Source organism: Novosphingobium profundi (genome assembly GCF_020524485.1).
In the GTDB taxonomy this organism is placed as follows: Bacteria; Pseudomonadota; Alphaproteobacteria; order Sphingomonadales; family Sphingomonadaceae; genus Novosphingobium; species Novosphingobium profundi_A.
In genome coordinates this window covers 547777-566153 of the sequence record NZ_JAIVLF010000003.1, presented here as the reverse complement: position 1 = coordinate 566153, position 18377 = coordinate 547777, and the positions used below count along the sequence as shown (strand labels likewise).

The window sequence follows — 18377 nt, the reverse complement described above, 5'->3', positions numbered from 1 at the left end:
CGATCACGGGAGACAGGATCATGACGCATCATTTGAAAGAGAAGGTGGCGACCGCTGTCGTCGACAACCCGGAAACCGGCGAGTTTCGCTGCCGCCGGGATGTCTTCACCGACCCGGAACTGTTCGAACTGGAGATGAAGTACATCTTCGAGAGCAACTGGGTCTATCTCGCCCATGAAAGCCAGGTCGAAAAGAAGAACGACTACTTCACGACCTTCATCGGCCGCGTGCCCGTGATCCTGACCCGGGGCAAGGAGGACGCGCTCCACTGCGTCGTCAACGCCTGTGCCCACCGTGGTGCCCAGCTGTGCCGCAAGAAGCGCGGCAACCAGCCGCTCTTCGTGTGCCCCTTCCACGGCTGGAGCTTCAAGAACGACGGCTCGCTGCTGCGCGCCAAGGACGCCAGCACCGGCGCCTATCCCGAGAGCTTCAACCTGGATGGTTCGCACGACCTTACCCGCGTGAAGATCGAGAGCTACCGCGGCTTCATCTTCGGCTCGCTCAACCACGACGTGCTCCCGCTTGAAGAGCACCTGGGCGAGGCCAAGGTCATCATCGACCAGATGGTCGACCAGGCGCCCGAAGGCCTGGAAGTCCTCGTCGGCAATTCCAGCTACACCTTCGATGGCAACTGGAAGATGCAGATGGAGAACGGGTGTGACGGCTACCACGTCAGCTCGGTCCACGAGAACTACCAGTCGACCATGGGCCGCCGCGCCGAAGGTGGCACCAAGGCGGTCGACGCCAATGGCTGGTCCAAGGCCCCGGCCAGCGGCGTCTACGGTTTCGAGCATGGCCACATCCTGCTCTGGACGCAGACGCTCAACCCTGAAGTGCGTCCGGTCTGGAACCGCAAGGACGACCTGGAAGCCCGGCTTGGCGAACAGAAGGCCAAGTTCATCCTGGAGCAGACGCGCAACTTGGCGCTCTATCCCAATGTCTTCCTGATGGACCAGTTCTCCACCCAGATCCGCGTCGTGCGTCCGCTCGACGTGCACACCACCGAGGTGACGATCTACTGCTACGCCCCCAAGGGCGAGAGCGCCGAGGACCGTGCGCACCGCATCCGCCAGTACGAGGACTTCTTCAACGTCTCCGGAATGGGGACGCCCGATGACCTCGAGGAATTCCGCAGCTGTCAGCACGCCTACGAAGGCGCCGGTTCGCTCTGGAACGACCTCAGCCGCGGCGCGACCCGCTGGATCGAGGGCCCTGATGCGAACGCGAAGGCGATGGGCATGAACCCGCTCCTGTCCAGCGAACGCTCGGAAGACGAAGGTCTCTTCGTGCGCCAGCACGAGTTCTGGGCCCAGATCATGCTGGACGGGATCGAGAAGGATGCAACGCCCGCAGAAATGATGGAGGCGGCAGAATGACCATGACGCTCGAAAAGGACACCACCGCGCTTTCCTACCAGGATATCTGCGCATTCCTCTACCGCGAGGCGCGCCTGCTCGATGACCGCGAGTACGAGGAATGGCTCGAATGCTATTCGCCCGACGTCGAGTACTGGATGCCGGCCTGGACCGACGACGATGAGCTGTGCACCGATCCCCAGACGCAGATCTCGCTGATCTATTACCCCAACCGCAATGGCCTGGAAGACCGCGTCTACCGCATCCGCACCGAGCGCTCGTCGGCCTCGATGCCCCAGCCGCGCACGGCCCATTCGGTGAACAACGTCGAGGTGCTGGAGACGCGCGAGGGCGCGATCGATCTGCGCTACAACTGGCACACGCTCAGCCACCGCTCGAAGACGACGCTGCAGTTCTTCGGCACCACCTTCCTCACCCTGGATGTCTCGGGCGAGGCCCCGAAGATCGTGAAGAAGAAGATCGTCCTCAAGGACGATTACATTCATCAGATCATCGACATCTACCACGTCTGAGGAGGCCCCCCCGTGATTTTCGAAGGACGTTTTGCCGATAAGGTCATGATCGTGACCGGGGCTGCGCAGGGCATCGGGGCGGGGGTCGCCACCCGCGCCGCGGCCGAAGGCGCGCGCGTGGTGCTTGTCGACCGCGCCGAGTTCGTGGCGGACGTCGAGGCGGAAATCACGCAGGCGGGCGGCACCGCGATCTCGGTCGTGTGCGACCTTGAAACCTACGAGGGCGCACGTTCGGCGGCCGAGGCGGCGGTGGCCGCGTTCGGCCGCATCGACATCCTCGTCAACAACGTGGGCGGTGCGATCCGCATGCGCCCCTACGCCGAGTTCGAGCCTGCGCAGATCGACGCGGAAATCCGCCGCTCGCTCATGCCCACGCTCTATGGCTGCCACGCGGTCCTGCCCGCGATGCTGGAGCAGGGGGCGGGCACCATCGTCAATGTCTCGTCCAATGCAACGCGCGGCATTCGCCGGGTGCCCTATTCGGCGGCCAAGGGCGGGGTCAACGGCCTCACCATGAGCCTCGCCATGGAATATGGCGAACAGGGCATCCGCGTCGTTGCCACTGCGCCGGGCGGGACCTCTGCGCCGCCGCGCAAGGTGCCGCGCAACGCCTCGGGCGACACCGCGCAGGAGCAGGCCTGGATGGCCGAGGCGGTCGAACAGGTGACGACCTCCACCTTCGTGAAACGCTACGGCACGCTCGAAGAGCAGATCGCCCCGATCCTGTTCCTGGCCTCCGACGAGGCCAGCTACATGACCGGCTCCGTCCTGCCCGTTGCGGGCGGTGACCTGGGATAAGGAAGACCATGAGCAAGATTTACGAGAGCCCCGCAGCCGCGCTCGACGGCGTGCTGTTCGACGGGATGACGATCATGTCGGGAGGCTTTGGCCTCTCGGGCAACCCGGAGAGCCTGATCCCCGAGATCCGCAAGTCGGGCGTGAAGGACCTCACCGTCGTCTCGAACAACGCGGGCGCCGACGGCTTTGGCCTCTGGATGCTTCTGGAAAGCCGCCAGGTGAAGAAGATGATCTCCTCCTACGTGGGCGAGAACAAGCTCTTCGAAAGCCAGTACCTTTCGGGCGAACTGGAGCTGGAACTGAACCCGCAAGGGACGCTCGCCGAGCGCATCCGCGCAGGCGGCGCCGGGATCCCGGCCTTCTACACCAAGACGGGCGTGGGCACCGTGGTCGCCGAAGGCAAGCCGGTCGAGACCTTCGAGGGCGAGGACTACGTGCGCGAGACCTGGCTGCGCAGCGACCTTTCGATCATCAAGGCCTGGCGCGCGGACCCGGAGGGCAACCTCATGTTCCGCAAGACCGCGCGCAACTTCAACCCGAACATGGCGACCGCGGGCAAGGTGACCGTCGTCGAGGTGGAAGAGATCGTGCCCGAGGGCACCTTCGATCCCGACTGCATCCACACGCCCGGCATCTACGTCGACCGCGTGGTGCTCTCCACCATCAACGAGAAGCGCATCGAGAAGAAGACCGTGCGCGAAAGGGAGGCCGTTTAATGACCCAGGAAAGCAAGGGCTGGGACCGCAACCAGATGGCCGCGCGCGCGGCCAAGGAACTCAAGGACGGTTTCTACGTGAACCTGGGCATCGGCATCCCGACGCTCGTCGCCAACTACGTGCCCGAGGGCATGAAGGTGACGCTCCAGTCGGAGAACGGGATGCTGGGCATTGGCCCGTTCCCCTATGACGGCGAGGAAGACCCCGACCTCATCAACGCGGGCAAGCAGACCGTCACCGCGCTGCCGACCTCCAGCTTCTTCTCCAGCGCCGACAGCTTCTCGATGATCCGCGGCGGCCACATCGACATGGCCGTTCTGGGCGCCATGGAAGTGAGCGCGAACGGCGATCTTGCGAACTGGATGATCCCGGGCAAGATGGTCAAAGGCATGGGCGGCGCGATGGACCTTGTCGCGGGCGTCAAGAAGATCGTCGTGGTCATGGATCACTGCACCAAGAAGGGCGAATCCAAGATCCTGCCCGAATGCACCCTGCCGCTGACCGGCAAGGCGGTGGTCGACATGATCATCACCGACCTGTGCGTCTTTGCCGTCGACCGCGCCGAAGGTGGCCTTAGCCTGATCGAACTGGCGCCGGGCGTCACCCTCGACGAAGTGCGCGAAAAGACCGCCGTGCCTTTCGATACTTCCGCGCTGGAAGAGGTGGCCTGATGCCCTTTACCAAGGTTTCGGGCGCGCAGATCTACTGGAAGATGGACGGGCGCGAAGGCGCGCCGGTCCTTGTCCTCCTCAATTCCATCGGTTCGGACATGGACCTGTGGGACCCCGCGCTGGCGCATCTGCGCGATCAGTTTCGCCTGCTGCGCATCGACACGCGCGGCCACGGCGCCTCGCAGGCCGAACCGGGCGACTATACGCTCTCGCTGCTGGCCGAGGACATCCTGGCGGTCGCCAGGGATGCGGGCGTCGAGAGCTTTGCGCTCGCGGGCGTCTCGCTGGGCGGTATGATCGGCATGGAGATCGCGCTCGCCCACCCCGGCGTGCTGGAGAAGCTGGTGCTCGTCTGCACCTCGGCCACCATGGACGCGGCCTCGTGGGACCAGCGCATTGCGACGGTGCGCGAAAAGGGCATGGTCGCGATTGCCGAGATGGCGATGGGCCGCTTCCTCTCGCCCGAATTCCGTGCCGAAGAGCCTGCTGTCTACGACGCCGTGCTGCGCCAGCTTATCGCGACCGACGCGCAAGGCTACGCGGGCTGCGGCGCAGCGATCCGCGACATGGACCTGGCGGGCCGTATTTCCGCCATCACCTGCCCGACGCTGGTCGTCACCGGCACGCGCGACACCTCGACCCCGCTCGAGGGCCACGGTGAAAACCTCCTCGAGACGATCCCCGGCGCGCAGCATCTCGCGCTCGAGGCCGCGCACCTGGCGCCCCTCGAAGCGCCCGAGGCGCTGGCCGCGGGCATGACGTCCTTCCTTACGAACTGAAGCCGAGACCTGACGTGACCCAAGCCTTCATCTGCGATGCCATCCGTACCCCCGTCGGCAAGCTCGGCGGCTCGCTCTCGGGCATCCGCGCCGACGATCTGGCCGCCGTGCCACTGGCCGCACTGGTTGCGCGCAACCCGGACGTCGACTGGGCGCGCGTCGACGACGTGATCCTGGGCTGTGCGAACCAGGCGGGTGAGGACAACCGCAATGTTGCGCGCATGGGAGCGCTGCTGGCTGGCCTGCCCGAGAACGTGCCGGGCGTCACCGTCAACCGCCTGTGCGCGTCCGGCCTCAACGCGCTGGGCATGGCCGCGCAGGCGATCAAGGCAGGCGATGCAGACCTGATGATCGCGGGCGGGGTCGAGCACATGACCCGCAGCCCCTACGTTCTGGGCAAGGCGGGCAGCGCGTTCGGGCGCGACCAGAAGATCGAGGACACGACGCTGGGCTGGCGCTTCGTCAACCCGAAGATGAAGGAACTCTACGGCGTCGAATCGATGCCGCAGACCGGCGAGAACGTGGCCGAGGACTACAACGTCAGCCGCGAGGACCAGGACCTCTTCGCCTTCAACAGCCAGGAAAAGGCCGCCGCCGCGCAGGCCAGCGGGCGTCTGGCAAAGGAGATCGTCCCGGTCACGATCCCGCAGCGCAAGGCCGACCCGATCGTCTTCGACACCGACGAGCATCCCCGCCGCTCCAGCCTCGACGTGCTTGCCAAGCTCAAGAGCGTGGTAAAGCCGGGCGGCACGGTGACGGCGGGCAACGCGTCGGGCCTCAACGACGGCGCGGCCGCCATGCTGGTCGCCTCCGAAGAGGCCGCCAAGGTTCACGGGCTGACCCCGCGCGCGCGCGTCCTGGGCATGTCGGCGGCGGGTATCGCGCCGCGCGTCATGGGCGTTGGCCCCATCGAGGCCGCGCGCCGCGTTCTCGCGCGTCAGGGCATGACCATGGACCAGGTCGGCGTGATCGAACTCAACGAGGCGTTCGCCAGCCAGGCCATCGCCACGCTGCGCGCGCTCGACATCGACCCGCTTACCGACACGCGCGTCAACCGCAACGGCGGCGCCATTGCGCTGGGCCATCCGCTCGGCATGTCGGGCGCGCGCATCGCGATGAGCGCCGTGGAGGAACTGCACGTGACGGGCGGCAGGTACGCGCTCGTCTTCCTGTGCATCGGCGTCGGGCAGGGCCTTGCGCTCCTGCTCGAGCGCGTCTGAGCGCCGCCCACCCGAATACCACGCGAAAACAAGAAGGAGAGGTCGCATGACGGATCAGTCGTCTGTCGTTATCGTCGGAGCCGGACACGGGGGCGCCCAGTGCGCCATTGCGCTGCGGCAGAACGGTTTTGAAGGCGCGATCACCGTCATCGGCCGCGAACCCGAACTCCCCTATGAGCGCCCGCCGCTCTCCAAGGAGTACTTCGCGCGCGAAAGGACCTTTGACCGTCTCTACATCCGCCCCGAGACCTTCTGGGCCGAGAAGGACGTGACCTTCCGCCTCTCCACCGAAGTCACCGGGGTCGACCCGGAGGCGAAGACGGTGGCGCTCTCGGATGGCGGGACGCTGGGCTACACGCACCTCGTCTGGGCGACCGGCGGCGATCCGCGCCGCCTGACCTGTGCGGGCGCGGACCTGGCGGGCGTTCACGCCGTGCGCACCCGCGAGGACTGCGACCGCCTCATGTCCGAAGTCGACGCAGGGATACGCCGCGTGGTCGTGATCGGCGGCGGCTATATTGGTCTGGAGGCCGCCGCGGTCCTCTCCAAGCTCGACCTGGAAGTTACGCTTCTCGAAGCGCAGGACAGAGTGCTCGCGCGTGTTGCAGGGGAAGAACTTTCCGCCTTCTACGAGGCCGAGCACCGCGCGCACGGCGTGGACCTGCGTACCGGGACCCTGGTCGAGTGCCTCGAAGGCGATGGGCACAAGGTGACGGGCGTGCGCCTGGCCGACGGTTCGGTCCTCCCCGCCGACGCGGTCATCGTGGGCATCGGTATCGTGCCTGCCGTCGCGCCGCTGCTGAGCGCAGGCGCCAAGGGTGCGAACGGGGTCGCGGTCGATGACCACTGCCAGACGAACCTGCCCGGCGTTTACGCCATCGGCGACTGCGCGCAGTTCGCCTGCGCCTATGCAGGCGGCGCGGATATGCGCGTGGAATCGGTCCAGAACGCAACCGACATGGCGACCTGCGTGGCCAAGGCCATCTGCGGCAATCCCGCCCCCTACAAGGCCTTCCCCTGGTTCTGGTCGAACCAGTACGATCTGCGGCTGCAGACGGCGGGGATCAACGCGGGCTACGATGAAACCGTGCTGCGCGGCGATCCCGAAGCGCGCAAGTTCTCGGTCGTGTACCTGCGCGAAGGCACCGTCGTTGCGGTCGATTGCGTGAACAACGCCAAGGACTTCGTGCAGGGGCGCAAGCTGGTCGAAGCGGGCGCCAAGGTCCCGGTGGAATTCCTGGCCGATCCGGCAAAGCCGCTGAAGGAACTGCTGCCGGCCTGATCGGACAGGGCTATCGAAAAGATGGCGATCCGCTTGCGCCTGTTATAGCTTCTCTCGATCATTCGGGAGGAGCGCAGGCGCGATGGATATTCGGCAACTGGAACGCTTCGTGGAAGTCGCGAGCCTTGGCAGCGTGAACCGCGCGGCCGAGGCCCTCAGTGTGTCGCAGCCTTCGCTTTCGCGCAGCCTGCAGATGCTGGAGGAGAGCCTGGGAGCGCCGCTCTTCACGCGGGGGGCACGCGGGGTGGAATTGACGCCGCACGGTATCGAACTCCTGCCGCGCGCGCGGCTGATCCTCGCCGAGCGCGACCGGGCGGTCGAGGCGGTGCGGGCCGGGGCCGGGCAGGGCCGCGAGACCCTGCACATCGGCACCGATGCGGCCTTTGCCATGCTGCGCCTGCCGCGCGCGCTTGCCGCGCTGGCGCGCAGCCATCCCCAGGTCCAGGTCCAGGTGCGCGAGGGGCCGCTCGGCGCGCTGCTCGATGCCTTGCGCGAAGGGGCGGTGCGCCTCGTCTTCGGCGCGCGCGGGCCCTATGTCGATCTGGAAGGTCTGGCGTTCGAGACGCTGGCGATGGAGAGCGCGGGCGTCATCATGCGCGCCGACCATCCGCTGGCGGGTCGGGCGCGGGTGGGGCTAGCCGACCTAGTGCAGGAACGCTGGATCGTGCCCGACCACCCGGCGCTGGTCGCCGGCTGGCGCGAGATGTTTGCGCGCGCCGAGCTGATCGAGCCGCCCATCGCGCTGCGCACCTCTTCGCTCCACGTGGTCAAGGGATGCCTGCTTGAAGGGCCCTTCGTCTCGCTGGGCGATCGCAGCAGTTTTGCCGCCGAGATTGCTTCGGGCCAGTTGGTCTCGCTCGACCTCGGGCTCTCCCGCTACGAACGCCCGACCGGCCTCTTCACGCGGCCCGAGGGGCGCCTTTCAACGGCCGAACACGCGCTGGTCGCGGCGCTGCGCGAAGCCTGATTACAGGCCTGGAATCGCGACGGCGCTGGGCGTTTCGGCCTCGAAGCTGGCAATCGGATAGGCGCAGTAATCAGCCGCGTAGTAGGCGCTCGGACGGTGGTTGCCCGAATCGCCAAGGCCTCCGAAGGGCATGTTGGCCGCCGCGCCCGTGGTCGGGCGATTGCGGTTGACGACGCCGGCGCGGCTCTCTTCCACGAAGCGCTGCCACAGGTCTGCATCGGCGCTGACAAGTCCGGCGGACAGCCCGAAGCGCGTGGCGTTGGCCTCGGCCAGCGCCGCGTCGAAATCGGGTACGCGGCGCACCTGCAGGACCGGGGCGAAGATCTCCTCGTCGGGGACCTCGATCCCGGTGACATCGAGGATCGCGGGCGCGACGAAGGCAGGCGTGCGGCCCTCGATGCCATGAAAGGCGCGGATCGAGGTGGCGCCATGGTCGATCAGCGCGCCAACCTGGCGGTGGGCCTGCTGCGCGGCCGCGGTGGAGGCGAGCGGGCCCATGAAGGCCGCTTGCGCAGGCTCCTCGTTCCAGGCCGCGATGCCCAGCTTGTCAGTCAGCGCGTCGAGCGCCTCGATGATGGCATCGCCCTTGGGGCCCTCGGGCACGATCAGGCGGCGCGCGCATGAGCAGCGCTGGCCCGAGGTGACGAAGGCGGACTGGACGATGATCGAGGCGGCTTCCTCGGGGCTGTCCCAGGCGATCAGCGGGTTGTTGCCGCCCAGCTCCAGCGCAAGGATCAGGTGGGGGCGCTCGATGGTGGCGTGCTTGAGCGCGCGGCCCGCATGGGCCGAACCTGTGAAGAGGAGGCCGTCGATGTCGCCCGCCACCAGCGCTTCGCCAGTCTCGCGACCGCCCTGGACGAGGTTGAAGACGCCTTCGGGAAGTCCGGCCTTGTCCCAGGCCGCGGCCATGCGTGCGCCGGTGGCAGGCGCGATTTCGCTGGGCTTGAAGACCACCGTGTTGCCCGCGAGCAGGGCGGGCACGATGTGGCCGTTGGGGAGGTGCCCGGGGAAGTTGTAGGGGCCCAGGACCGCCATCACGCCGTGGCCGCGATGGCGCAGCACCGCTTCGCCAAAGGGCATGTCCTGGCGACGCTCGCCCGCCCGTTCGGCCTGCGCGCGGATCGAGACGGCGACCTTGCCGACCATGCCCTTGGCCTCGGTGCGGGTCTCCCACAGGAGCTTGCCGGTCTCGCGCGAGATCGTTTCGGCAAGGCCCTCTTCGTCTTCGCCGATGGCGCTCGCAAAGCGCTCCACGGCGGCGATCCGTTCGCTGAGCGGCGCGGCGCGCCAGCCGCCAAGAGCCTTGCGGGCCTTGGCGATGGCGGCCTCACAATCGGCAGGCGTGGCGCTCGCGCCCTCCCAGACCACCTCCCCGGTGGCCGGATCGAGCGAGGTGAAGGCGGAGCCGTTGTGGGGCGTTGTCATGTGCTCTCTCTCCCGGAAAATTCAGCGCGTGGGGCCAAAGCGCACCCGGCCCATCGGGCGCGGGGCGATCAGGTCCTGGATCTGTCCGGACAGCGCGCGCACGTCTTGGGGAATGAAGCGCGCGTACCAGTCCGCGTTGGCCGGCCCCACGCCGTGTTCGGCGCTGAAGCTGCCCTGGTAGTCCTCGACGACGGCGGCGAAGATGGTCTCGCGCGCGGCGTCGGCAACGGCGGGATCGAAGGCGCCTGCGCTTTCGGGCCAGACGCTGTTGCAGTGCAGGCCTCCGTCGCCGATGTGGCCGAAGTCGCACAGCTCAAGCTGCGGGGCCACCTTGGCAAGGCGGGCGGCAATGTCGGTGCGAAAGCGCATGACATCGCCGCGCTTCATCGCGATGTCGCAGGCGACGACCTTGCCCGACTTGCGCAGGCCCTCGGGCACCGCGTGGCGCACGGCCCAGAGCGCGGTGCCGCGGTCGATGCGGGTGTCGGCGATGGTGCCGTCCTCGAACAGGGGCTCGAGCGTCTCGGCAAGCTTTTCCTCCAGCCATTCGGCCTCGATCGCCGCGCCGCCCGAGAGTTCAAGCAGCACGCAGTATCCCGGGATCTCGCCCGCGAAGGGATCGCGCAGCGAGGACACGTGGGTGATGGCTGCGGTCAGTGCGGGCTTGGAGATCCCCTCAAACGCGGTCAGCAGTGTGCCAAAGGCGCTTTCCATGCGCGCGAGGACGTCGAGCGCGGCCTCGGGATGTGGGAGGGCGAGGAGCGCGGTCACGGTGTTGACCGGCTTCGGGCTGAGCGCAAGCGTCGCGCCCGTCACGACGCCGAGCGTCCCCGAACTGCCCGCGACAAGATCCTGAAGCGCGAGCGCGCTGTTGTTCTTCCAGAGTTCGGAGCCGAGCGAGAGGATACGGGGGGCATCCTCGGACGTGACGAGTTCGAGGCCCATCAGGTTCTGGCGCACATCGCCGTAACGCAAGAGACGCGCGCCGCCGGTGTTGGCCGCAACCATGCCGCCGATGGACGGATCGGCGCCCAGATCGATGGGGAAGAACAGGCCATGTTCCTCGGCCGCCGCGTTGAGCTCGGAGAGGAGCACGCCTGCGCCCACGCGCGCCGAGCGGTTGACCGGATCGATGGCGATCTCGCCCTTCAGCCGTTCGAGGCTGAGCACGATCTGATCCTCGGCGCTGGCGGCAAGCCCGGCCGCGACAAGGCCGGTGCGCGCGCCCTGCGGGATGACGGTCACGCCATGGGCATGGGCCGCTTCCAGAACGTCGCGCACATCCTCGGCACTGGCGGGGCGCACCACGCAGGCCGCAGCCCCGCGCGTGCCGCGTCCATCTTCGGCGTAGGCGTCGATGTCGGTTTCGGCGCTGAGGACATTGGCCTCGCCGACAATCGTCTCAAGAGCAATCCGGGCGTCGCTGGAAAGGGTCATGGGGTCCGTGTCATGGCAAAGATGCCCGTGGCATTGCCGCTGTCGAAACCGAGGTCGAGGGCCTCGCTGCCGGGCAGGGTGTCGCGGGTGATGAATTCGAAGAACGAGCCGGGCACTGTGCGGGTGACCGGCGTACCGTCGGCGCGGCGGAAGGGACGCTCGACCATGTCGGCGCGAAAGGCGGTCTGGTGGACGCGGCCCGAGGCGGAGTGCTCGACCGTGTCCTTGATCGGCTTGCCCGCCGCGCGCAGGGCCTCGGCCAGCGCGGCGACATCGGCCACGCGGTCGGTCGCGTGGTTGAAGGCGTTGCCCTCGGTGGCGATCCAGGCGGCTTCCTTGGACTGGGCCAGCAGCGTCTCGTAGTCGTCTTCGAAGGCGGGCTCGTGCGCGCGGTCGAAGGCGGAGACGAGGACGGGGAGAAGCGCCTCGGCTTCGGCAAAGGGCACGCTGCCCTCGGCCGCAAAACGGTCGAGCGCGGCCTTGGCCTGTGCGCTCAGCGGATCGGCCGACGTGTCAAAGACGCGGTGCGCGGCGGCTGCAAATTCGGCGTCGAACTGGTCGACATGAAGTTCGCTGACGAAGTATTGGAGGATGTCCTCGGGATAGTCGAGGTGGCACCAGGCGTGGCCGGTCATCCGGAGGCGCGGCAGCGGATACTGCGCGGCCTCGACATAGCCGAGCGGGTGCAGGATGCGCGCGAAGGCCTCCTGCCCGCCGGGAAGGGCGCCGGTGGGGCCCTCGGGAAAGAGGATCGTGCGCAAGGCGCCGTGGTCGAGCGTGATGCGCTGATCGATTTCCAGGCGCTCGCCGACATATGCGGACGCGCTCGGCACGCCGTCGAGAACGGTGCGGAACAGCGCCGCGCCTAGCGCGGTGGCCATGCTGGCCCGCGAGACGCGCTCGCCTTCCTCGCTCAGCAGCGCAGGCGCGATGTTAAGTGCGGCGAGCGTGACCGCGCCGATCTCGTCACCCAGGTGCGCGCGAACTAGGCGTGCAACGGTCGATGTGTGCAGATCCTGCATCGATTGTCTCCTCTGCCCTTGCGCTTACCACGCGAAATTCTTGCCCTGCAAACGACAAGCTATCATCAATGCATGATGAAATGGAATGATCTCGCCGGCGTGCATCTGCCTTCCTCGCAATCCTTGCGCAGCTTTCTGGCCGCCGCCCGCCACGGCAGCTTTTCCGAGGCCGGGCGCGCGGTCGGGCTGACCCAGAGCGCGATCAGCCGTCAGATATCCCAACTCGAGGCGCGGCTGGGTGTTCCCTTGTTCGTGCGGACAGGGCGGCGGGTGGAGCTGAACGCGGCCGGGCGCGCCTATGCCGAGGCGGTGGAGCCTGCGCTCGCGCAGATCGTCCGGGCCAGCGCGCGGCTGGGCGAACAGCGCGGGGACAACAGCCTCACGATTGCCTGCCTGCCCAGCCTGGGCATGCGCTGGCTGGCGCCGCGCCTGCCCCGCCTCTCGGCCCGGCACCCTGAACTTGTCATCAATATCGCGGCCCGCAGCTGGCCTTTCGGCGAGGATGAGGAGGCAGGCGAGTTCGATGCCGCCTTCGATTTCGGACAGCCGCCCTGGCCCGGAATGAACCACGCGTTCCTGTTTCGCGAGGAAGCGGTCCCGGTCTGCGCGCCAGGCTGGCTGGAGGCCAACCCGCTGGAACGTCCGGCGGATCTGGCGGACAAGCCGCTGCTCTTCCAGTCCTCGCGCCCCAGGGCCTGGGACCAGTGGTTCGCGGCGTGCGGCGTGGAACTGGCGCGCCCTTGCGAGGGGCCTCGCATCGGGCACTTCCTGATGCTGGCGCAGGCCGCGGCGGCGGGCGCCGGTGTGGCGCTCATCCCCAGCTTCCTGATCAAGCCCGAACTGGCCGCGGGAACCCTGGTCATCCCTTTCGAGACCGCGCTGTCGACCCGCGAGGCCTACCATCTTGTCTGGCGCGGCGACCCTGAGGGCGGATCGCCGCTCGGCCGGTTCGTGGCCTGGGTGCGTGACGAGGCTGACGCGCCGACGCCAGGCTGAGGCGCGTCAGTCCCCCGTGAGTTCCCCGTGGCAGGCCGTTTCGGGCCTCAGGCGCCTTCGGGAATGAGCATGCGCAAGGTGCGCTTGCACAATTCCATGCCCCGCTCGCGCGAGAGGCGGTTGGGCGAGAGGCAGTACTCGAACCACAGACCGTCCATGGTGGCGGCCATGATCGCGACGGCATCGTCCATCGACGAGCCCAGCGGGCGCTCGGAAAGGCGTGACATCGCATCGGCCAGCAGGCGCCGGACTTCATTATTGAGGGCATCGTTGCGCGCTGCAAATTCGGGATCGCTGCGCACCAGCGACCAGAAGGCGAGCCAGGCGCCGAGATTCTGGGTGTTGGCCCATTCGTCGGAGAACAGCTTGTCGAAGAAGGCGTCGAGCGAGGCCCAAGCGTCGCGATCGGGCACTGTCAGTTCGGCAGCAAGGCCCGTGATGACCTGGTTGCAGAGCTCTTCGTAGGTTTCGAGCAGCAGGTTCTGCGGATTGGTGAAGTAGTGGCGCAAGAGACCATGCGAGACCCCGGCCTGTCGGCAGATTTCGCGTCCCGTGGTGCCCCGTGGCCCCAATCTGGCAAGGCATTCGAGGGTCACTTGCAGCAGATCCTGCCGCCGCACGCCGGGTTGCTGGCGCTTGATAGTGCGACGTGGCCGCTGTGCCCCGGCCTGCGGCGTCTCCGTCGGACGAGTGTTCATTTTTATGGTCCCGCTTCTTCTTGTTCTGTTTCGTATCGCGCCCAAAGGCCCCAGTGTTATATTGCAATCGATTCAACGCTAGGCAAGTGGCCATTTGTTGCGCGCCAGAGTGTCTCTTAGTGGTACAGACAAGTGTTCCAACGCGCTTTGCAGCGGTGGCTTGCCACGCGGATAGATCCGGGCCAAGACGGGCGGATGAGCCAGAGCGCACCAGTCTTGAAGATCAAGTTGCAGATCTATTCAGGGGATGAGATCGCCATGGGGCCGGGCAAGGCGGACCTGCTCGATGCCATTGGCGAGGAAGGTTCGATCTCGGCCGCCGCGCGCAAGATCGGCATGAGTTACCGCCGGGCCTGGCTCTTGGTCGATACGATGAACCGCTGCTGGCACGAACCGCTGGTGGAAACCGCACCGGGCGGTTCGGCGCGCGGCGGTGCGCGGATGACCCCCTATGGACGGGGCATCCTTCAACTCTACCGCAGCCTCCAGGAGGAGAGCCGCGGCCTCAGGGACTGTGCGGAGTGGACGGAACTGGGCGCAGCGCTGCGCGACGCGCCGCTGGCCCATCAGAAGTCCTGATCCCGGGGGTGACCCGCGCTCCATCCGGGCCCAGCGTCACGACATGATCGGCAAGCCGGTCCACCTCGCGCCGGTCGTGGCTGACGTAGAGGATGGGCAGGGCCAGTTCGTCGCGGATGCGCTCGATCACCTGCATCACCCCGCCGCGCCGTTCCTCGTCGAGCGAGGAGAGCGGCTCGTCCATGAGCAGGAAGCGGGGCCCGGAAAGGAGCGCGCGGCCGATTGCGACACGCTGCATTTCGCCGCCCGACAGCGTGCGCGGCATGCGCTTCAGCAGATGCGCGATGCCGAGGAACTCGCTCGCTTCCTCCAGCGCCATCCAGCGCCGCGCGGCGGGCGCGAGCTTCCAGCCGAACAGCAGGTTGTCGCGCACGTTCTTGTGGGGGAACAGGCGGCTGTCCTGGAAGACGTAGCCGCAGGCGCGCTTCTCGGGCGCAAGGTGCAGGCGCGCGGCGCCGTCGTAGAGAATGTCCCCGCCCACCGCGATGCGGCCGCTCTGTGGGCGGATGAGCCCGGCAACGGCGTTGAGCACGCTCGTTTTGCCCGCGCCCGAGGTGCCGAACAGGGCGGTGAGGCCCGGCCCGACGCGGAAGCGGGCCGCGATGTGCGCGCTGCCGCGCTGGAGAGCGATGTCGACGTCAAAGGGCATGGCCGGCCTTCCTCTGCCCGGAGCGCCGGGTCAGTGTCTCGGAAATCACCAGCGCGGCAAGCGAAAGCAGTACCGAGATGATCGCGAGGCGCGCCACGTCGCCTTCGCTGCCCGGGATCTGCAGCGCGGTATAGATCGCGAGCGGCAGCGTGCGGGTCTCACCCGGAATGTTCGAGGCAAAGGTGATCGTCGCGCCAAACTCACCGATGGAACGCGCAAAGCCCAGGACTAGCGCGGCCATCACGCCGGGAAGGGCAAGGGGCAGGGTGACACTGGCGAAGGTGCGCCAGGGGCCAGCGCCCAGCGTGCGCGCGGCACTTTCCAGGCGCCGGTCGACTTCCTCCAGCGAGAGCCGGATCGCGCGCACCATCAGCGGCAGGGCCATGATCGCGGCGGCAAGCGCCGCGCCGGTCCAGCGGAAGATGAGGCCAAGCCCGAAGGTGTCGAGCAGGAAGCGCCCGACCGGCCCGTTGCTGCCGAACGCGAGCAGCAGCATCCAGCCTGTCACCACCGGCGGCAGGACGAGCGGGAGGTGGACGATGGCATCGAGCAGCACCTTGCCGGGAAAGCGCCCGCGCGCGAGCAGCCAGGCCAGCGCAAAGGCCAGCGGCAGGTCGATCAGGATCGCCACGCCGCTCACCTTGAGCGAGAGGACGACGACCTGCCATTCCTCGGGGGAGAGGAGGCCTGCCATGCTCAGTTCGTGCGGAACCCGAAGCGGGCGAAGACGGCCTTGCCCTGGCGGGAAATCAAGAACTTGCGGAAGGCCTCGGCCTCCCGGTTGGCGGCCTTTGCGGTCAGCGCGACGGGGTAGCTGATCGGGGTGTGGCTGGCGCGCGGGAAGGTGCCGACGACGCGCACGCCCGGATCGGCCTTGGCGTCGGTGGCATAGACGACACCCAGCGGGGTCTCGCCCCGGCTGACGAAGGCGAGGGCGACGCGCACGTTCTCGGCGCTGGCGACCTTGCCCGAAACGCTGTTCCACACGCCCAGCTTCTGGAGCGCTTCCTTCCCGTAGCGCCCGGCGGGCACGGCGTTGGTGTCGGCCATGGCGAGACGGCGGTTGCCAAGCGTGCGGGCGAGCGGGAAGCCGGGCTTGATCGCCAGCTTCACCGGGCTGGCCTTGGGTGCGATGAGGACGATGTCGTTGGCAAGAAAGGACGTGCGCGTCGCGGTGCGGATCAGCTTGCGGGCCTGGAGGTAGTCCATCCACTTCTCATCGGCCGAGACAAAGATGTCGGCAGGCGCCCCGGCCTCGATCTGGCGGGCGAGCGCGGAGGAGCCGGCAAAGGAGATCACCGGGCGTGCATGGCCCTTGGCGGCCCAGGCATTGGCGGCCGCGTTCATCGATTCGCGCAGGCTTGCGGCTGCGAGCACAGTGGGCCCCGCGGCCCATGCGGCCTGGCCGGGAAGGCCGAGGGCCAGCAGCAGCGCGAGGGCCGCGCACCAGCGGCCGATTCGGTTCAACATGATCCCTCCGGAAATTGCTATATCCATCTGTATATTGAAATGCGGCTGCGGGAAAGATGCGAAACCCGTGATCGCTGCGTTGCAGCATGGGGCGAAGACTATCCGCTGCCCGGATGTCAGGCCAAGAAATGCGGATAAGTCGCGAGGAAAGCGGGTGTTCCCTTTCCGCTCGTCCGCGGATGAAAAATGCTCTTCGCACCGGCGAGCCGTACCCGGTCTGGACTTTCCGTACCATCTATATACCATAAGATATAGAAAATAGCGCCGCGACCGAAGCGGTTGTCCCGTGCTAGGCACAGGAACATGTCGCGCGCATTCTCCAGGGAGTTTCCGATGACGATGATGGTGCGGGGCGCGCGCGGCGCCCGATACGCGGGCCTGTTCCATGCGCTGGCCCTGAGCCTTCTGCCGGGCGTGGCCCAGGCCGGAGAGGAGGACGCGCCGAGCCTCCAGAAGGCTCTCGGCAATCCCGAGGGGCTGACGGTCGAGGGCCATGTGCGGGCCCGCTACGAGGCGATCGACAACCAGTTTCGTCCCGGCCGCGCGCGCAGCAGCGACGCGCTCCTTTTGCGCAGCGATCTGCAGGTGACTTATGACGCTGGGCCGGTGGAGGTGGGCGGGGAGATCACCGATTCGCGCGCCTATGGCGGGGGCGAGGGCAGCTCGCTCGGCACCACCGAGGTCAACGCGCTGGCGGTGACGCAGGCCTATGTCGCCTTCGATTTCGGCGCGGCGCTGGGCAAGGGAACCTCCGCGCGCCTCCAGGCCGGGCGCTTCACCATGGACCTGGGCTCGCGCCGACTTGTCGCGCGCAATCGCTTTCGCAACACGATCAACGCTTTCACAGGCTTCCGTGCGGACTGGACGGGCACGGGCGGAGAGGCCGTCTCGGCCTTCTACACGATGCCCGTACGGCGCCTGCCGGGGGACCGGGACGGCATTCTGGACAACCAGGTGCACGCCGATAGCCAGGGGTTCGATCAAACCTTCTGGGGCGCTTTCGCGCGCACGCCCATCGGCCTTCGCGGGGCGGCACTGGAGGGCTATTTCTACGGCCTCGACGAGGACGACACCCCATCGCGTGCAACGCGCAACCGGCACCTGCGCACAGCCGGAGCGCGGCTTTCGCGCAAGAGCACGCCGGGGCGCATGGATTTCGACGTGGAAGGAGCCTACCAGTTCGGCAACACGCGTGTGACGGGCACGCCGGATGCCTCCAAACGCGACGTCTCGGCCTACTTTGCGCATGCCGAGGTGGGCTATCGCTTTGCTGGTGGCTGGAGTCCGCGCGTGGCGCTCGAACTCGATCTCGTCTCGGGCGATAAGGGGGAAGGTTCCTACAACCGCTTCGACACACTGTTCGGCGCGCGCCGCTTCGAGTTCGGCCCGACCTCGCTCTACGGTGCGCTGGGCCGTGCCAATATCCGATCGGTGGGGGCGCTGGTTCAGGCCAGCCCGGCCAAGCGGCTCACCCTTGCGGCGATGGGCCGGGCGAACTGGGCCGACAGCCACGAGGACAGTTTTTCCGCGACCGGCGTCTCGGACGCCGAGGGGAACGCGGGCCGTTTCGCGGGTTACCAGCTGGAGGCACGCGCGGGCTATTGGCTGGTGCCCCGGGTGCTGGAAGTCGATACCGGCGGGGCGGTGCTGTTTCGCGGCGATTTCCTGAAGAATGCGAGCGGTGCCAACGGCTGGGGCGATACGCTCTATGGCTATACCAGCGCGACGGTCCACTTCTGACACGCGCCTGCACGATGGGGGAAAGCGGACACGTTTGTCG

Annotated in this window: 19 protein-coding genes; 12 read left to right on the top strand and 7 right to left on the bottom strand. The window is 67.4% G+C overall.

Annotated elements, in window-relative coordinates; genetic code table 11:
- The first annotated feature begins 20 nt into the window (after positions 1-20).
- The 9 genes from LC060_RS08935 (at position 21) to LC060_RS08895 (ending at position 8321) form a co-directional block, all read left to right on the top strand.
- Positions 21-1376: a Rieske 2Fe-2S domain-containing protein gene (locus tag LC060_RS08935; protein ID WP_226634664.1), complete on the top strand. Its 1356-nt coding sequence runs from the start codon at positions 21-23 to the stop codon at positions 1374-1376.
- The gene (gene benB, locus LC060_RS08930) at positions 1373-1888 is read left to right on the top strand and encodes a benzoate 1,2-dioxygenase small subunit (RefSeq protein ID WP_226634662.1); all 516 of its coding nucleotides are present in this window, start codon (positions 1373-1375) and stop codon (positions 1886-1888) included. Before LC060_RS08935 ends, benB begins: the two co-directional genes overlap by 4 nt.
- A 12-nt stretch (positions 1889-1900) precedes the next feature.
- Entirely contained in the window at positions 1901-2686 is a 786-nt protein-coding gene (gene benD, locus LC060_RS08925) for a benzoate diol dehydrogenase BenD (protein WP_226634660.1), read from the top strand.
- A gap of 8 nt (positions 2687-2694) precedes the next feature.
- Positions 2695-3402, top strand: coding sequence for a CoA transferase subunit A (locus LC060_RS08920; RefSeq protein ID WP_039390797.1), 708 nt, complete (start codon positions 2695-2697; stop codon positions 3400-3402).
- Positions 3402-4073 (top strand): CoA transferase subunit B, encoded by a 672-nt coding sequence (locus tag LC060_RS08915; protein ID WP_226634658.1) that lies wholly within the window; start codon positions 3402-3404, stop codon positions 4071-4073. Before LC060_RS08920 ends, LC060_RS08915 begins: the two co-directional genes overlap by 1 nt.
- Positions 4073-4852 carry a 3-oxoadipate enol-lactonase gene (gene pcaD / locus LC060_RS08910; protein WP_226634656.1) on the top strand — a complete coding sequence of 260 codons (780 nt, stop codon included), beginning with the start codon at positions 4073-4075 and terminating at the stop codon, positions 4850-4852. Before LC060_RS08915 ends, pcaD begins: the two co-directional genes overlap by 1 nt.
- A gap of 14 nt (positions 4853-4866) precedes the next feature.
- Positions 4867-6072, top strand: coding sequence for a 3-oxoadipyl-CoA thiolase (gene pcaF, locus LC060_RS08905; protein ID WP_226634654.1), 1206 nt, complete (start codon positions 4867-4869; stop codon positions 6070-6072).
- Between the two features lie 46 nt (positions 6073-6118).
- Positions 6119-7354, top strand: a complete 1236-nt coding sequence (locus tag LC060_RS08900; protein ID WP_226634652.1) for an NAD(P)/FAD-dependent oxidoreductase — start codon at positions 6119-6121, stop codon at positions 7352-7354.
- 82 nt (positions 7355-7436) lie between these two features.
- On the top strand, positions 7437-8321 hold the full coding sequence (locus LC060_RS08895; protein WP_226634650.1) for a LysR family transcriptional regulator: 885 nt from the start codon (positions 7437-7439) through the stop codon (positions 8319-8321).
- Here the strand turns inward: LC060_RS08895 and astD are convergent, their stop codons facing one another.
- The 3 genes from astD to LC060_RS08880 are packed head-to-tail and all read right to left on the bottom strand — an operon-like array spanning position 8322 to position 12205.
- Positions 8322-9746 carry a succinylglutamate-semialdehyde dehydrogenase gene (gene astD, locus LC060_RS08890; protein WP_226634648.1) on the bottom strand — a complete coding sequence of 475 codons (1425 nt, stop codon included), beginning with the start codon at positions 9744-9746 and terminating at the stop codon, positions 8322-8324.
- Between the two features lie 21 nt (positions 9747-9767).
- Positions 9768-11183, bottom strand: a complete 1416-nt coding sequence (locus LC060_RS08885; RefSeq protein WP_226634646.1) for an FAD-binding oxidoreductase — start codon at positions 11181-11183, stop codon at positions 9768-9770.
- Positions 11180-12205, bottom strand: a complete 1026-nt coding sequence (locus tag LC060_RS08880; RefSeq protein WP_226634644.1) for a 2-oxoadipate dioxygenase/decarboxylase family protein — start codon at positions 12203-12205, stop codon at positions 11180-11182. The genes LC060_RS08885 and LC060_RS08880 overlap by 4 nt, the downstream gene beginning before the upstream one ends.
- Positions 12206-12304: 99 nt before the next feature.
- On the opposite strand from LC060_RS08880, the gene LC060_RS08875 reads away from it, so the two are divergent.
- Positions 12305-13201 (top strand): LysR substrate-binding domain-containing protein, encoded by an 897-nt coding sequence (locus tag LC060_RS08875; RefSeq protein ID WP_226634642.1) that lies wholly within the window; start codon positions 12305-12307, stop codon positions 13199-13201.
- 47 nt (positions 13202-13248) lie between these two features.
- On the opposite strand, the gene LC060_RS08870 is transcribed toward LC060_RS08875, so the two are convergent.
- A complete protein-coding gene (locus LC060_RS08870; protein ID WP_226634641.1) occupies positions 13249-13899 on the bottom strand; it encodes a TetR family transcriptional regulator C-terminal domain-containing protein in 651 nt (216 codons plus the stop codon).
- 195 nt (positions 13900-14094) lie between these two features.
- Between LC060_RS08870 and LC060_RS08865 the strand changes: the two genes are divergently transcribed.
- Positions 14095-14478, top strand: coding sequence for a winged helix-turn-helix domain-containing protein (locus tag LC060_RS08865; RefSeq protein WP_039390810.1), 384 nt, complete (start codon positions 14095-14097; stop codon positions 14476-14478).
- Here LC060_RS08865 and LC060_RS08860 read toward each other — a convergent pair.
- The 3 genes from LC060_RS08860 to modA are packed head-to-tail and all read right to left on the bottom strand — an operon-like array spanning position 14405 to position 16597.
- The gene (locus tag LC060_RS08860; protein WP_226634639.1) at positions 14405-15127 is read right to left on the bottom strand and encodes a molybdenum ABC transporter ATP-binding protein; all 723 of its coding nucleotides are present in this window, start codon (positions 15125-15127) and stop codon (positions 14405-14407) included. The genes LC060_RS08865 and LC060_RS08860 overlap by 74 nt on opposite strands.
- The gene (gene modB, locus LC060_RS08855; RefSeq protein WP_039390811.1) at positions 15117-15821 is read right to left on the bottom strand and encodes a molybdate ABC transporter permease subunit; all 705 of its coding nucleotides are present in this window, start codon (positions 15819-15821) and stop codon (positions 15117-15119) included. The genes LC060_RS08860 and modB overlap by 11 nt, the downstream gene beginning before the upstream one ends.
- A 2-nt stretch (positions 15822-15823) precedes the next feature.
- Positions 15824-16597, bottom strand: coding sequence for a molybdate ABC transporter substrate-binding protein (modA, locus tag LC060_RS08850; protein ID WP_226634637.1), 774 nt, complete (start codon positions 16595-16597; stop codon positions 15824-15826).
- 333 nt (positions 16598-16930) lie between these two features.
- On the opposite strand from modA, the gene LC060_RS08845 reads away from it, so the two are divergent.
- Positions 16931-18337 carry an alginate export family protein gene (locus tag LC060_RS08845; protein ID WP_226634635.1) on the top strand — a complete coding sequence of 469 codons (1407 nt, stop codon included), beginning with the start codon at positions 16931-16933 and terminating at the stop codon, positions 18335-18337.
- Positions 18338-18377: the final 40 nt, after the last annotated feature.

Excerpts from the sequence above, each read along its gene's own strand:
- LC060_RS08935 (WP_226634664.1), top strand. The coding sequence starts at position 21 with ATGACGCATCATTTGAAAGAGAAGGTGGCGACCGCTGTCGTCGACAAC.
- benB (WP_226634662.1), top strand. The coding sequence starts at position 1,373 with ATGACCATGACGCTCGAAAAGGACACCACCGCGCTTTCCTACCAGGAT.
- LC060_RS08920 (WP_039390797.1), top strand. The coding sequence starts at position 2,695 with ATGAGCAAGATTTACGAGAGCCCCGCAGCCGCGCTCGACGGCGTGCTG.
- LC060_RS08915 (WP_226634658.1), top strand. The coding sequence starts at position 3,402 with ATGACCCAGGAAAGCAAGGGCTGGGACCGCAACCAGATGGCCGCGCGC.
- pcaD (WP_226634656.1), top strand. The coding sequence starts at position 4,073 with ATGCCCTTTACCAAGGTTTCGGGCGCGCAGATCTACTGGAAGATGGAC.
- LC060_RS08900 (WP_226634652.1), top strand. The coding sequence starts at position 6,119 with ATGACGGATCAGTCGTCTGTCGTTATCGTCGGAGCCGGACACGGGGGC.
- LC060_RS08895 (WP_226634650.1), top strand. The coding sequence starts at position 7,437 with ATGGATATTCGGCAACTGGAACGCTTCGTGGAAGTCGCGAGCCTTGGC.
- astD (WP_226634648.1), bottom strand. The coding sequence starts at position 9,746 with ATGACAACGCCCCACAACGGCTCCGCCTTCACCTCGCTCGATCCGGCC.
- LC060_RS08885 (WP_226634646.1), bottom strand. The coding sequence starts at position 11,183 with ATGACCCTTTCCAGCGACGCCCGGATTGCTCTTGAGACGATTGTCGGC.
- LC060_RS08880 (WP_226634644.1), bottom strand. The coding sequence starts at position 12,205 with ATGCAGGATCTGCACACATCGACCGTTGCACGCCTAGTTCGCGCGCAC.
- LC060_RS08870 (WP_226634641.1), bottom strand. The coding sequence starts at position 13,899 with ATGAACACTCGTCCGACGGAGACGCCGCAGGCCGGGGCACAGCGGCCA.
- LC060_RS08865 (WP_039390810.1), top strand. The coding sequence starts at position 14,095 with ATGAGCCAGAGCGCACCAGTCTTGAAGATCAAGTTGCAGATCTATTCA.
- LC060_RS08860 (WP_226634639.1), bottom strand. The coding sequence starts at position 15,127 with ATGCCCTTTGACGTCGACATCGCTCTCCAGCGCGGCAGCGCGCACATC.
- modB (WP_039390811.1), bottom strand. The coding sequence starts at position 15,821 with ATGGCAGGCCTCCTCTCCCCCGAGGAATGGCAGGTCGTCGTCCTCTCG.
- modA (WP_226634637.1), bottom strand. The coding sequence starts at position 16,597 with ATGTTGAACCGAATCGGCCGCTGGTGCGCGGCCCTCGCGCTGCTGCTG.
- LC060_RS08845 (WP_226634635.1), top strand. The coding sequence starts at position 16,931 with ATGACGATGATGGTGCGGGGCGCGCGCGGCGCCCGATACGCGGGCCTG.